This window comes from Pseudorhizobium marinum, assembly GCF_000705355.1.
GTDB classification, from domain to species: domain Bacteria; phylum Pseudomonadota; class Alphaproteobacteria; order Rhizobiales; family Rhizobiaceae; genus Neorhizobium; species Neorhizobium pelagicum.
The window spans coordinates 197,078-210,416 of the sequence record NZ_JMQK01000005.1; the positions used below are offsets into that span (position 1 = coordinate 197,078).

At 63.7% G+C, this 13,339-nt stretch carries 12 protein-coding genes and 1 tRNA gene; 4 read left to right on the forward strand and 9 right to left on the reverse strand.

Annotated elements, in window-relative coordinates; translation table 11 throughout:
- Positions 1-162: 162 nt before the first annotated feature.
- The 7 genes from glmS to pcsA all read right to left on the reverse strand — a co-directional run bounded on the left by glmS (position 163) and on the right by pcsA (position 9,159).
- The gene (gene glmS, locus EO99_RS0108480; RefSeq protein WP_029618214.1) at positions 163-1,992 is read right to left on the reverse strand and encodes a glutamine--fructose-6-phosphate transaminase (isomerizing); all 1,830 of its coding nucleotides are present in this window, start codon (positions 1,990-1,992) and stop codon (positions 163-165) included.
- A 108-nt stretch (positions 1,993-2,100) separates the two neighbouring features.
- On the reverse strand, positions 2,101-3,462 hold the full coding sequence (gene glmU / locus EO99_RS0108485) for a bifunctional UDP-N-acetylglucosamine diphosphorylase/glucosamine-1-phosphate N-acetyltransferase GlmU (protein WP_029618215.1): 1,362 nt from the start codon (positions 3,460-3,462) through the stop codon (positions 2,101-2,103).
- A gap of 125 nt (positions 3,463-3,587) precedes the next feature.
- Positions 3,588-4,661, reverse strand: a complete 1,074-nt coding sequence (locus EO99_RS0108490; protein WP_029618216.1) for a BMP family ABC transporter substrate-binding protein — start codon at positions 4,659-4,661, stop codon at positions 3,588-3,590.
- 46 nt (positions 4,662-4,707) lie between these two features.
- Entirely contained in the window at positions 4,708-5,622 is a 915-nt protein-coding gene (locus EO99_RS0108495; RefSeq protein WP_029618217.1) for an ABC transporter permease, read from the reverse strand.
- Positions 5,615-6,706, reverse strand: a complete 1,092-nt coding sequence (locus tag EO99_RS0108500) for an ABC transporter permease (protein ID WP_029618218.1) — start codon at positions 6,704-6,706, stop codon at positions 5,615-5,617. The genes EO99_RS0108495 and EO99_RS0108500 overlap by 8 nt, the downstream gene beginning before the upstream one ends.
- On the reverse strand, positions 6,696-8,318 hold the full coding sequence (locus EO99_RS0108505) for an ABC transporter ATP-binding protein (protein WP_156034689.1): 1,623 nt from the start codon (positions 8,316-8,318) through the stop codon (positions 6,696-6,698). Before EO99_RS0108505 ends, EO99_RS0108500 begins: the two co-directional genes overlap by 11 nt.
- Positions 8,319-8,424: 106 nt before the next feature.
- Positions 8,425-9,159, reverse strand: a complete 735-nt coding sequence (gene pcsA / locus EO99_RS0108510) for a phosphatidylcholine synthase (RefSeq protein WP_029618220.1) — start codon at positions 9,157-9,159, stop codon at positions 8,425-8,427.
- A gap of 181 nt (positions 9,160-9,340) precedes the next feature.
- Between pcsA and EO99_RS0108515 the strand changes: the two genes are divergently transcribed.
- Entirely contained in the window at positions 9,341-10,543 is a 1,203-nt protein-coding gene (locus EO99_RS0108515; protein WP_029618221.1) for a UbiH/UbiF family hydroxylase, read from the forward strand.
- Here EO99_RS0108515 and EO99_RS0108520 read toward each other — a convergent pair.
- Together EO99_RS0108520 and EO99_RS0108525 are read right to left on the reverse strand one after the other, a co-directional pair.
- A complete protein-coding gene (locus tag EO99_RS0108520) occupies positions 10,520-11,482 on the reverse strand; it encodes an AEC family transporter (protein ID WP_029618222.1) in 963 nt (320 codons plus the stop codon). The genes EO99_RS0108515 and EO99_RS0108520 overlap by 24 nt on opposite strands.
- A gap of 42 nt (positions 11,483-11,524) precedes the next feature.
- Positions 11,525-12,274, reverse strand: a complete 750-nt coding sequence (locus tag EO99_RS0108525; RefSeq protein ID WP_029618223.1) for a cytochrome c biogenesis CcdA family protein — start codon at positions 12,272-12,274, stop codon at positions 11,525-11,527.
- A gap of 196 nt (positions 12,275-12,470) precedes the next feature.
- Between EO99_RS0108525 and EO99_RS0108530 the strand changes: the two genes are divergently transcribed.
- The 3 genes from EO99_RS0108530 (at position 12,471) to EO99_RS27350 (ending at position 13,339) form a co-directional block, all read left to right on the forward strand.
- Positions 12,471-12,546, forward strand: a tRNA-Lys gene (locus tag EO99_RS0108530).
- A 120-nt stretch (positions 12,547-12,666) separates the two neighbouring features.
- Positions 12,667-12,846: a hypothetical protein gene (locus EO99_RS0108535; RefSeq protein WP_029618224.1), complete on the forward strand. Its 180-nt coding sequence runs from the start codon at positions 12,667-12,669 to the stop codon at positions 12,844-12,846.
- Positions 12,847-13,102: 256 nt separating this feature from the next.
- Entirely contained in the window at positions 13,103-13,339 is a 237-nt protein-coding gene (locus tag EO99_RS27350) for a hypothetical protein (protein WP_139014991.1), read from the forward strand.

Here is a 13,339-nt window from a genome sequence, read left to right on the forward strand (position 1 = left end):
CATAATTCGAGATTGAAGGCGACAATGCCGGACGAGTCCGGACCGTGCAAGAGCAGGCTCTGGAAATACCGGGTCTGACGTCAACACGCGCTTAGGCATGAACGCAAAGAGTGCCGCTTCCACGATGCCGGCACCGTCGGCGCCCCGGCCGAACCAAACGGACTACTCCACGGTGACCGATTTGGCGAGGTTGCGCGGCTGGTCGACGTCGGTGCCCATGAATACCGCCGTGTGATAGGCCAGCAGCTGGATCGGCAGCGAGAAAACCATGGGCGCAATGATTTCCGCAACGTTGGGCAGCGTGACCGTTGCCATCGTCGGAAGCTTGGAGGCGGCCGCGCCGCGCTCGTCGGTGATGAAGATGATCTTGCCGCCGCGGGCCGCGACCTCCTGCATGTTCGACACGGTCTTCTCGAAGAAGCGGTCGTGCGGCGCAATGACGATCACCGGCATGTTCTCGTCGATCAGTGCGATCGGCCCATGCTTCAGTTCGCCGGCGGCATAGCCCTCGGCGTGGATATAGGAGATCTCCTTCAGCTTCAGCGCGCCTTCGAGGGCGAGCGGATAGCTTGTGCCACGCCCGAGATAGAGCACGTCCTTGTATTTCGACAGCTCGCGAGACAGGGCCTCGATCTGCGGTTCGATGGAATTCAGCACGCCGCTCATCAGGCGCGGCATCTCCGTCAGCTGCCTGACCAGCTGCCTTTCCTCGTCCGCCTGAATGAGGCCGCGGGCCTTGCCGGCGGCGATCGCCAGCGATGCCAGCACCGTCAGCTGACAGGTGAAGGCCTTCGTCGACGCCACGCCGATTTCGGGGCCGGCCAGGATCGGGAAGACCGCATCGGACTCGCGTGCGATCGTCGATTCCCGGACATTGACGACCGCGCCGATCTTCAGCCCGGCATCATGGCAATAGCGCAGCGATGCCAGCGTGTCGGCTGTCTCGCCGGACTGCGAGATGAACAGCGCCGCCTGATCCGTCGACAGCGGAATTTCGCGGTAGCGGAACTCGGAGGCGACGTCGATCTCGACCGGCAGGCGCGCATAGCGCTCGAACCAGTATTTGCCGATCAGCCCGGCCAGGTACGCCGTACCGCATGCGGAGATGGTCAGCCCGCGAAGCGAGGCAAAGTCAATGGCGTCGCTCACCGCGGTTCTGACGGTGTGGGCGCCAAGATCGACGTAATGCGCCAGCGCATGGGAGATCACTTCCGGCTGCTCGTAGATCTCCTTCTCCATGAAGTGCCGGTGATTGCCCTTGTCGACCATATAGGCGGCCGCCTGGGTGATCTGGCGGGGCCGCTCGACCGCATTTCCGTCATGGTCGAAGATGAAGGCACCGTCACGCCCGATGACGGCCCAGTCGCCGTCGACGAGATAGGTGATCTCGTTGGTGAACGGGGCGAGCGCGATCGCGTCTGAACCGAGATAGGTTTCGCCGCGGCCGTAGCCGATCGCCAAGGGGGGGCCGGAACGGGCCGCCATGATGGTCGAAGGATCGTCGGCGAAGATCACCGCCAGCGCATAGGCGCCGGTGACCTGCTTCAGCATGGCCAGCATCGCTTCGCGGCGCCCCATGCCGGCGCGCCGGCTGCGGGCGAGCAGCTGCGCCACCACCTCGGTATCGGTCTGCGTCTCGAACGTGGCGCCGTCCGCCGAGAGTTCATCCTTCAGTTCGGAGAAGTTCTCGATGATGCCGTTGTGGACGACGGCGACACCATCGACGAAATGCGGATGTGCGTTCGTCTCGTTCGGGATGCCGTGGGTCGCCCAGCGGGTATGGGCGATGCCGATGTTGCCGGCCAGCGGCTCGGAAGCGAGCTTCTTCTCGAGGTTGAAGAGCTTGCCCTCGGCACGCCGGCGCTCAAGCACGCCGTCATGGATGGTGGCGACGCCGGCGGAATCATAGCCGCGGTACTCCAGCCGCCGCAGCGCATCCACCAGACGCTCCGCAACCGGCTCCTTGCCGACGATCCCTACAATCCCACACATGGACAACCCCTTCGTTCCCGACAATCTGGCGGGATTTCTAGTCGATCACGCCGTTCCTGCAATTGCCTCTCCGGTCACTTTGCGTATCGGAAGGTAACGGCACGGAAATCAGCCCTTGGTTTTCCTCGCCGCCTTGAAGGCGAGCGCCCGTTCGCGGATGACCTTCGCCCGCTCCGGCTTGTTTTCCTGCCGACCTCGGCCAAGTGCCAGGGCGTCGGCCGGCACGTCCTCGGTGATGACGCTGCCGGAGCCGACATAGGCGCCGTCACCGATCGAGACGGGAGCAATCAGCGAGGAGTTGGAGCCGATGAAGGCGTTGGCGCCGATCTGCGTCACATGCTTGTTGATGCCGTCGTAGTTGCAGGTGATGGTGCCGGCACCGATGTTGGTATGGGCGCCGACGATCGCGTCGCCGATATAGGTCAGATGGTTGATCTTGGCGCCCTCGCCGATCTCCGCCTTCTTGACCTCGCAGAAATTGCCGACCTTCGACTGAGCAGCCAAATTGGCGCCAGGACGCAGTCGGGCGAAGGGTCCGACCGTTGCACCGGAGCTCACGTGTGCGCCCTCGAGATGCGAAAAGGCATGGATGACGGCGCCGCTCTCGACTGTGACGCCGGGGCCGAAGACGACGTTCGGCTCGAGGATCGTGTCCTGACCGAGCTCGGTGTCGTAGGCGAGGAACACGGTTTCCGGGGCGATCATGGTCACGCCGGAGAGCATCACTTCATGCCGGCGCCTTTCCTGCCAGATGCGCTCCAGCACAGCGAGTTCGGCGCGGTTGTTGCAGCCGGCCATCTCGGTTTCCGGGGCATCGACAGCCACTGCCCTGCCGCCGCCCGCGCGGACGATCTCCACCAGATCCGTCAGGTAATATTCACCCTTGGCGTTCCCGTTGTCGATCTTCTCCAGAAGCTGCAGGGCCTTGCGGCCGTTGATCGCCATGATGCCGCTGTTGCACCAGGTGACCTTCCGCTCTTCATCCGTCGCATCCTTCTCCTCGCGGATGGCGACGAGTTCGCCGTTCTCAACGAGCAGGCGCCCATAGCCGGTCGGCCGGTCCGTGTGAAATCCGATCACCGCGACGTCGGCGCCGGCGGCGAGCTGCGCACGAGCGGCGGCGAACGGCCCGGCCGTCACCAGGGGAGCATCGCCATAGGTGACGAGGACGTCGTCGAAACCGTCGGCAATCGCCGCTCGCGCCGAAAGCACGGCATGGCCGGTTCCAAGCCGCTCCGTCTGCAGAAAGGTCCGGGCATTGACGCCTTCGACCGCTGCGGCCTTGGCGACCGCATCCGCATCCCGTCCGAGCACGAGGGCGACATCGGCGATACCGGCCGAGGCAACCGTCCGCATCACGTGCCCGATCATCGGCAGGCCGGCAACCGGATGCAGGACCTTCGACATCGACGACTTCATGCGTGTGCTGTCGCCGGCGGCGAGGATGACGGCAAGGCAGGTGCGGCTCATGATTGCTCCCTCAACATGGTTGCTGCTTCTTAGCAACAAGTCGATTGACAGGCGATAAACGGCTTGTGTCGCGATGCAACAAAAAAGGCGCCTCGAAGGGCGCCTTTTCCGACGATGCCGACCGCTTACTGCGGCAGCGTATCGTCCACGCCTTCGACGTAGAAGTTCATGCCGAGCAAGGTGCCATCGTCGGCCTTCTGGCCTTCCGCAAGCCATTCCGTGCCGTCCTGCTTCTTCACCGGACCCGTGAAGGGGTGCAGTTCGCCGGACTTGATCTTGGCTTCGGTCTCTTCGGCCATCGCCTTCACGTCATCGGGCATGTTGGTATAGGGCGCCATCGTCAGGATGCCGTCCTTCAAGCCGTCCCAGATCTGCTCCGACTTCCAGTTGCCGTCGAGATGCGCCTGGACCCGCTTGATGTAATAGGCGGCCCAGGTGTCGACGATGGCGGTCAACTGGGTGTTGGGACCGGCAGCGATCATGTCGGAGGCCTGGCCGAAGGCGAGGATGCCGCGCTCTGCCGCAACCTGCATGGGAGCCGTCGTATCGGTATGCTGGGTCAGGATGTCGACGCCCTGGTCGATCAGAGCCTTGGCCGCATCGGCTTCCTTGCCGGGGTCGAACCAGGTGTTGGCCCATACGACCTTCAGCTCGAAGTCGGGATTGACCGACTGCGCGCCGAGGATGAAGGCGTTGATGCCCATCACCACTTCGGGAATCGGGAAGGATGCGATGTAGCCGGCGACGCCCTTCTTCGACATTTTCGCGGCGATCTGACCCTGGATGTAGCGGCCTTCGTAGAAGCGGGCGTTATAGGTGGCGAGGTTTTCGGCGGACTTGAAGCCGGTGGCATGCTCGAACTTGATGTCCGGAAACTTCTCGGAGACCTTGACGGTCGCATCCATGAAGCCGAACGAGGTGGTGAAGACCATGCCGCAACCGGAACGGGCCATGCGCTCGATGGCGCGCTCTGCGTCCGGGCCTTCCGGAACGTTTTCCAGGATCGGGGTTTCGATCTTGTCGCCGAAGTGCTCCTGGAGCGCCTGGCGGCCGATGTCATGTGCCTGGGACCAGCCACCATCGGTCTTGGAGCCGACATAGATAAAGCAGACCTTGGTCTTGTCCTGGGCCTGCACGCCGCTTGCAAATCCGCCCAGAAGGGCGGCTGTAGCGGCCAGTGCGATGATCATTTTCTTCATGTCTTTTAACCTCTGTTGGCTCGAAGAGTGGATAGGTGTGGTGCCATCATCGCTCTGGAACAAACGGCTTTCCGAGTGAGGCCGGCGTGTTGACTAGGGTCGTGCGACGATTATGCGAGATGATGATGAGCACGACAATAGTCGCGACATAGGGCAGCGCCGAAAGAACCTGCGATGGTATGCCGATTCCAAATGCCTGGGCGTGCAACTGGCCGATCGAGACCGCGCCGAAGAGATAGCCCCCGGCGAGAAGGCGCAGGGGCCGCCACGATGCGAAGACCACGAGCGCCAGCGCGATCCATCCCCGGCCGGCCGTCATGTTCTCCACCCACTGCGGCGTGTAGACGAGCGACAGCTGGGCACCGGCAAGGCCGGCACAGGCGCCGCCGAACATGACCGCCAGATAGCGGGTCCGGATGACGTTGATCCCCAGCGCATGCGCGGAGGCATGGTTGTCGCCGATCGCCCGCATCTTGAGGCCCGTCCGGCTCTTGAACAGGAACCAGTGGATGCCGACGACCAGCGCGATGGAGAGATAGAAGATCAGGTCCTGTTGGAAGAGCAAGCGCCCCAGGAACGGGATATCGGACAAGAGCGGAACGACGATCGGCTGCAGCTTGATGCCGGGCTGACCGACAAAGCTCTCGCCGAGCTGTCCGGAGAGGCCTAGCCCGAGGATCGTCAGGGCAAGGCCGGTCGCGACCTGATTTGCCACCAGCGTCAGCGTCAGGAACCCGAAGAGAAGCGAGAAGGCGCTACCGGCGGCAATGCCCGCAAGCACCCCGATATAGGGCGACCCGGTGATCTGGGTCGCCGCGAAGGCGCTGACGGCGCCCATGATCATCATACCTTCGACGCCAAGGTTGAGCACGCCCGAGCGCTCCGTGACGAGTTCGCCGAGCGCTGCGATGACGAGCGGCGTTGCGGCGGTGATGACAGTGAGGAGAATGGCCTCAAGCATGGCGCGCCGTCCCTCCCGTCAGCTTCTGGGTCACGATCCTGACCCGGTAGTGGATGAGCGTGTCGCAGGAGAGGACGAAGAACAGCAGGAGCCCCTGGAAGACGCGGCTCACCTTGTCGGAAATGCCGATCGAGAGCTGTGCGGCTTCTCCCCCGAGATAGGTGAGCGCCAGCACGAAGCCCGATGCCACGATCCCGAGCGGATTGAGCCGCCCAAGGAAGGCGACGATGATCGCCGTAAAACCGTAGCCGGGCGAGATCGTCGGCTGCACGTGTCCGATCGAACCGGAGACTTCCGAGATCCCGGCGAGGCCCGCCAGCGCACCCGACACCAGCATCGAGAACCACACCATCCGGCGGGCGGAAAAGCCGGCGAAGCGTCCTGCCCTTTCCGACTGGCCGAGAACGGTCACCTCGAAGCCCTTCAGCATGAAGCGCATCATGAACCAGAGCGCGACGGCGGCAACAATGGCGAAGACGATGGCCAGATGCGCACGGCCGGAGTCCAGTATTTCCGGAAGCACCGCCTCCGGCACGAAGGACCTGGACTGTGGAAAATTATAGCCCTGCGGATCGCGCCAGGGACCGCGCGCCAGCCAGTCGAGGTAGAGCTGGGCGATGTAGACCAGCATCAGGCTGGTCAGGATCTCATTGGTGTTGAAGCGGGTCTTCAGCAATGCCGGGATCCCGGCATAGAGCGCTCCGCCGACCATGCCCATGACCAGCATCAGCGGCAGGATCATCGGCGAATGCCACTCGGGATAGAGCACGGGCAGGATGGAGCCGGTGATGGCGCCGATGGTGAACTGCCCCTCGGCCCCGATATTCCAGTTGTTGGAGCGGTAGCAGACAGACAGGCCAACGGCGATCAGGATCAGAGGGGCAGCCTTGATCGCCAGCTCATGGAGCGACCAGACTTCCAGCAGCGGCTCGATGAAGAAGCTGTAGAGCGCATCGACCGGGTTCTTGCCCAGCATCCAGAACATGATGCCGCCAAAGAACAGCGTCAGGGCCAGCGCCAGCAACGGGGAAAGGAACGAGAAAAGGCGCGAGCCCTCCGGGCGCTTCTGAAGCTCAATGCGCATGGGAAGCCTCGGCATGCGTGGTGTCGTGGATGCCGCCCATCATCAGGCCGATCCGCTCCAGGCTGAGTTCGCCGGCGGGATAGGCGCGGGAAAGACCGCCTTCGGAAATGACGGCGATCTTGGTCGCCACCTCGAAGATCTCGTCGAGATCCTGGCTGATCACCACCACCGCGGAGCCTGCCTTGGCCAGATCCACCAGCGCCTGGCGAATACGGCTCGCAGCGCCTGCATCGACGCCCCATGTGGGCTGGTTCACCACCAGAACGGCCGGCTGCCGGTCGAGTTCCCGCCCGACGATGAACTTCTGCAGGTTGCCTCCGGAGAGCGAAGCGGCGGCAGGATCCCTGCCGCTCTTGCGCACGTCCATCTCCTGGCAGATCCGCTGCGTCGCAGCTCCCACGGCATCGTGGCGAATGACGGAAAGCGTGCCGCCCGACAGGAAAGCGCTGCGATCCGACTGGCTGCGGGCCAGCAGCAGGTTGTCGGAAAGCCGCATGTTGGATACCGCCGCATGGCCGTGGCGCTCCTCGGGAACGAAGCCCGCACCAAGCAAGCGCCGTGCGTTGATTCCCGATGTGCCGACCGATTTGCCGCGGATCCGGATGGAATCGTTGTCGGAGACGGCAAACTCGCCCGACAGCGCGTCGAACAATTCGCCCTGGCCATTGCCGGCGACGCCGGCGATGGCCAGCACCTCCCCGGCGCAGACCTTCAGATCGATCCCCTTGAGCGATACGGCAAAGGGCGTGCGGGCCGGAACGGACAGCGCCGAGACTTCGATCTGCACCTCCCCCGGCGTGCCGATTTCGCCGCGCGACACGCCTGCGACGTCGGTTCCGACCATCATGCGGGCCAGCGACGCCGGCGTCTCCTGCCTCGGATCGCATGTCCCCGTGACCTTGCCATGCCGCAAGACCGTCGCCCGGTCGCAGATACGGCGAACTTCTTCCAGCCGGTGGCTGATGTAGAGGACGGACCGTCCCTCCGACTTCAGCGTGAACAGCGTCTCGAACAGCCTGTCCGCTTCCTGCGGCGTCAGGACGGAGGTCGGCTCGTCGAGAATGATGAGCTTCGGGTTCTGCAACAGCGCCCGCACGATCTCGATGCGCTGGCGCTCCCCGACCGAGAGGTCGGCCACATGCGCCTTGGGATCCAGCGGAAGCCCATAGACCGTCGAGAGCCTTGCTGCCTCGTCGGAAATCTTCGCCAGTGAAATCTTCGGATCCAGGGACAGCGCGATGTTTTCGGCAACCGTCAGCGCCTCGAACAACGAGAAGTGCTGGAAGACCATTCCTATGCCGAGTGCGCGCGCTCCGCCGGGCGAAGTGATGGTGACCGGCCGGCCATCCCACAGGATCTCGCCGCCGCTCGGATCGAGAATGCCGAACAGCATTTTCACCAGAGTTGATTTTCCGGCGCCATTTTCTCCAAGAAGCGCATGGATCTCTCCGGGAGCGATATCCAGATCGATGCCCGAGCAGGCGGCGAAGGCGCCGAAATGCTTCGTCAGCCCACGGACCGACAAGAGCGGATTGCTCGCTGATCCCTGCGTTACAGTCACTGAACCCCCTCGTTCACGCCGTGCCACCTTCTTCGAGGCTTCTGAGAGCATTGGCGCGTTCTGCATGCGGGCGGGCGCCACAGGTCGGCGTCCGCGCTTCCGTCATTGATAGCGAATTTGTTGCCTCGCACAACAGGAAACATGCACTGCGGAGCGCTTAGTCACGCCTACCAAGGTTCGGAAACCACTGCAGGATTGCCCCGATGCAGTAGAGGTAGATGCCCGAAGCCACGACGCCGTAGACGAGCCAGTCCGGCGACCTGAAATGCAGCAGAAGCGAATAGCCGCTCAGCACGCACCAGAGGGTGAATATCGCCAGATTGAGGGGCCGCAGCCGCTTCACCCGCACCGGATGCAGGAAATTGATCGGCAGGAAGGTCAGAAATACGGAGATCAGGACCACGATGAAGGCGGTCACTTCGCTTGCCTGGATGACGAAGAGCGTGAAGATCACCATGTTCCAGACCACCGGGAACCCGGAGAAGAAATACTCGTCGGTCTTCATGCCCATGTCGGCATAGTAGATGGCACTCGAGACGACGATCAGGCCGGCGGCGACGAAGGACCAGGGCTCGCCGATCATGCCGCTCTGGTAGAGGGCAAAAGCGGGCAGCAGGACGTAGGTGACATAGTCGATGATGTTGTCGAGCATGTCGCCGGACCAGTTCGGCAGCACTTCCCGGACCCTCAGCCGGCGGGCGATCGGACCGTCGATGCCGTCGACGAAAAGCGCGAGGCCGAGCCACCAGAACATGTCGACGAAGCGGTTCTCTCCGGCTGCCACGACGCCGAGAAAGGCGAGGAAGGATCCGGACGCCGTCAGCAGATGAACGGAGAATGCGCGCATCTCTGCGTAGGGCACTTTCCGGTAGTTGAAAATTCGTCTGATCACGCGCCGTTCCCGTGCTTTTGTCTCGCCGACCTATGAGGTGAAACCGGGGCCATTGCAACCGGCTCGTTCCGCAGTCCGGCTTGCTTACGCAAGATTTATCGACTGCGCCACCACGTCCCATGGATTACGGTTCGGGAAGGCTCTACATAGCGCAGAACGGTTTACCGACGAGGATTGGGACATGCAGAACTATGAAATTGCCGTGATCGGCGGTGGCCTCGCAGGATCCATCGCAGCGCTCGCCATGGCGCGCGGTGGCCGAAAGGTTCTGCTTGTCGCCCCCGGCCCCGCAAACGGCGATGAGCGCACCACGGCACTGATGGATCAGTCCATCCGTTTCATGGAGCGTCTCGGTCTGTGGGACACGATCGCTCCGAGTGCGGCTCCCCTCTCTGTCATGCAGATCATCGACGGCACCGACCGGCTGCTCCGGGCGCCAACCGCGCAGTTTCGCGCCGCCGACGTCGGGCTCTATGCCTTCGGCTACAATATTCCCAATCGGGCGCTTCATGAGACGCTGCAGGCGGCGGTGGCCAGCGAGGCGAATGTGACGCGGGGCGCCACGCCGCTTGCCACCATCGTCCTTTCCAAAGATCAGGCTCTGCTCGAACTGGAAGACGGGCAGACCGTTTCCGCCTCCTTCGTGATCGGCGCCGACGGCCGCGGGTCAAAGGTGCGCGAGAGTGCCGGCATCGGCACCCGCCGCTGGGCCTATCCGCAGACCGCCGTCGTTCTCAACTTCGAGCACAGCCTGCCGCACGGCAATGTCTCCACGGAGTTCCACACCGAATCCGGCCCGTTTACCCAGGTCCCCCTGCCCGGTCAGCGTTCCAGCCTCGTCTGGGTGGTGAAGCCGCAGGAGGCCGAACGCCTTCTGTCGCTGTCGCCGGACGCGCTGTCGGCGGAAGTTGAAAGCCGGATGCAATCGATGTTGGGGAAAGTGACGGTCGAACCGGGTCCGCAGTCCTGGCCGCTCTCCAGCCTGATCGCCGATCGCTTCGGCAAGGAGCGCATCGCCCTCGTCGGGGAAGCGGCGCACGCCTTTCCGCCGATCGGGGCGCAGGGCCTGAACCTGTCGCTGCGCGACGTCATCGAGCTCGTCGAGATCCTGACGGCTGTGCCCGATCGTGCCATTCCATCCGACGCCGGGGATCGCTTCAACCGTCGCCGCCGCGCCGACATCATGAGCCGCACGCTCGGCGTCGATCTTCTCAACCGGTCGCTGCTGTCGGATTTCCTGCCCGTGCAGATGCTGCGGGCCGCCGGGCTGCATCTGCTGAGCGCCGTGCCGCCGCTTCGCAATCTGATGATGCGCGAAGGGGTCGAGCCGGGTCGCGGTCTTCGCGCCTTCGTCGGCTCGCTAGGGAAAGAGGTCCGGCGGTAGCATTCCCGTCGTGATCAGGTAGAGCAGCAGCGGCAGCGTCACCACCGACAGCACCGTCGTGATCAGCACGGTTGCCGACGCCCTTTCCTGCCAGACGCCGTACTGCTGGCTGATGACGAAGACGTTGGTGGCGGTCGGCAGACCCGCGAGCAGCACCGCCGAATAGACCCAGACCGCATCGAAATCGCCCGTGAGCGACAGGACGACATAGACGGTGGCCGGCAGCAGGATCAGCTTGGCGACGACCAGATATCCGATCTCGACCGGAACGCGGTTCAGCGGCCGAAGCGCCAGCGTCACGCCCATGGCAAACAGCGCGCAGGGCGCTGCCGCCTGGGCGAGGTAGTCCACGAGCCGCTGACCGGCGAGAGGGATTTCGGCCCCGCTGGCCGCCACAATGAAACCCAGTGCGGTCGAGAGAATGAAGGGGTGGAGCGCCACCTTGCGCAGCACCTCGCCCGCCAGCTGAAGCGGAGGGCGCCGGTCGCCACCGGCGACTGCCATCATGGCCGGTGCGACGATGAAGTGCATGGCGTTTTCAAAACAGACGATGAGGGCGACCGGCACGGCGGCAGCCTCGCCGAAGGCGAGCAGCGCCAGGCCCGGCCCCATGTAGCCGATATTGCCGTAGGCCCCGGCGAAGGACTGGATCGTGGCATCGGCAAAGCTCGCGCGCCGCACGAGATAGGTGAAGCCGAAGAGAGCGCCGTAGACAAGATAGGTGGCTGTGATGTCGGCGACGATGAAGTCGATCCGCGCCAGGTCCTCGATCGGCGTGCGCGACACCAGCTTGAAGAACAGCGCCGGCAGGGCCGCGTAGATGATGAAGGTATTCATCCAGCCGAGCGCTTCGGCCGGCTGCTTTGTCACCCGCGCCGCCAGATAGCCGATCAGGATGAGGCCGAAGAAGGGCAGCAGCAGTGCGACAATGTCGGCCATGGTTCTCCCCCATCAGACGTCTCGCCGGAGCGAAGGTCCGCCTTAGCCGATTTGCATCAGGATTGGAAAGGTCTGCTGGAACCAGATTGCGACGCTGCTGACGAAGCCGAAGATGAAGGCGAGGCCGGTCAGGATGAGCAGCACGCCCATAATCTTCTCGACGGCCCCGAGATGGCGCCGGAAGCGGCTGAGGAAGCGCATGAACGCACCGGAAAAGCCGGCCGCGATCCAGAAGGGCACGGCCAGGCCAAGCGAATAGATGGCCAGCAGCAGCGCCCCGTCCCCGACCGTTTCGCGGGAGGCCGCCACACCGAGGATTGCGCCCAGCACCGGACCGATGCAGGGCGTCCAGCCGAAGGCAAAGGCGAGCCCCATGACATAGGCACCCGAGAGCGTCGCCGGCTTGCCGCCGCCCTGGAAGCGCGCCTCGCGCGCCAGGATCCCGAGCCGGAAGACGCCGAGGAAATTCAGGCCCATGACGATGATGATGAGGCCGCCGATCTTCGACAGGAGGTCGAGGTGCTGGCGCAGAACGACGCCGATCGTCGACGCGCCTGCCCCGAGTGCCACGAAGACCGTCGCAAACCCCAATGTGAAGAAGACCGCCGCGGTGAGAACGGCGCGCCGCGTGCTGACGACGGCACCCGAGGGCCCCTCGCCGCGGAACTCGTCGACGGAAATGCCGGCCATGTAGCAGAGATAGGGCGGCACCAGCGGCAGCACGCAGGGTGACAGAAAGGACAGCGCCCCGGCGAGCAGGGCGCTCAACAGCGAGATTTCGGCAATCGACAACAATCCACTCCAGCGTCAGGGCCAGCTGCCCTCTGGGGCCTGCGTAAAGCACGTGCCGCCTTTGATGCCAATCACCTTTTCGCGCTATCGCGCCGGCGCGGCGTTCGGCCGCGATTTTTGCCTTTTTTCCGGTTGACCCGGACCAGACGTCTGCCTATGTTCCGCGCACTTCCGCAGGGGCCTCGCTTCTGCCTGGGAGAGCGTAGCTCAGCCGGTAGAGCAACTGACTTTTAATCAGTAGGTCCAGGGTTCGAACCCCTGCGCTCTCACCACCATCCCCCAAGCCTCATCCGTTTTCTGATCGCCTCGCAGCGAATCGATATGCTGTCACTGGCTGTTGACTTTCCTTGGTCAATATGAGAACAAAAAGAGAACAAGCGAGCGAGGCGCAGATGAACCGCACCGAGGAAGTCATTGAACGGGCCATGGCCGCCGTTGCCGCGTCGCGGGCACGGCGCGAGCGGCAGGAGCGCGAGCGCAAGCAGGCGTTCGAGCGCATCCAGATTGCCATGCTGAAACGGCCGACGCTGCCGAAAGGCATTCAGGTGCAGATGCGGCTCGACCTGCATTGACGCATAGGCTCTCCCGCTATGCCAGCCGGCCGGCCATGCCCTTCCTTCGGGAGGCGCCGCAGGGGTTTCGCTCGGTCGGAGAGGCACTGGCGGCGTGGAACATTACGACCAAAAAGCCGTTCTCTTTCAGCGCTTACCCTTCCCGAGCGCCGGAACGCGCGGCATCATCTTTTTCTCGATGTGGCTTGCAACCCCGCCGCGCGTTCCACCCTTCCGGTTCATTTCCGGTTCAGGCCCCATCCGGCAAGATCAGCTCATGTCTTTGAACCGCATACGCTTCCATCATCCGGTCGAGCCGGTCGAACTGGCCCTGCTGCAAAGGGTCTTCGATCGCGCCTGCCTGACCCGCAAGCTCTGCAAGCGCAGCCTCGAGGCGGAGAGCATGGCCGTTCTCCTCGTCGACCTGTTTGCCCATGGCGTCCGCCAGGAACACCATCTTGCGGTGATGGTCGGCAATCGTCCTTTGTCCGCCGCGTCACGAATGGCTCAGTGA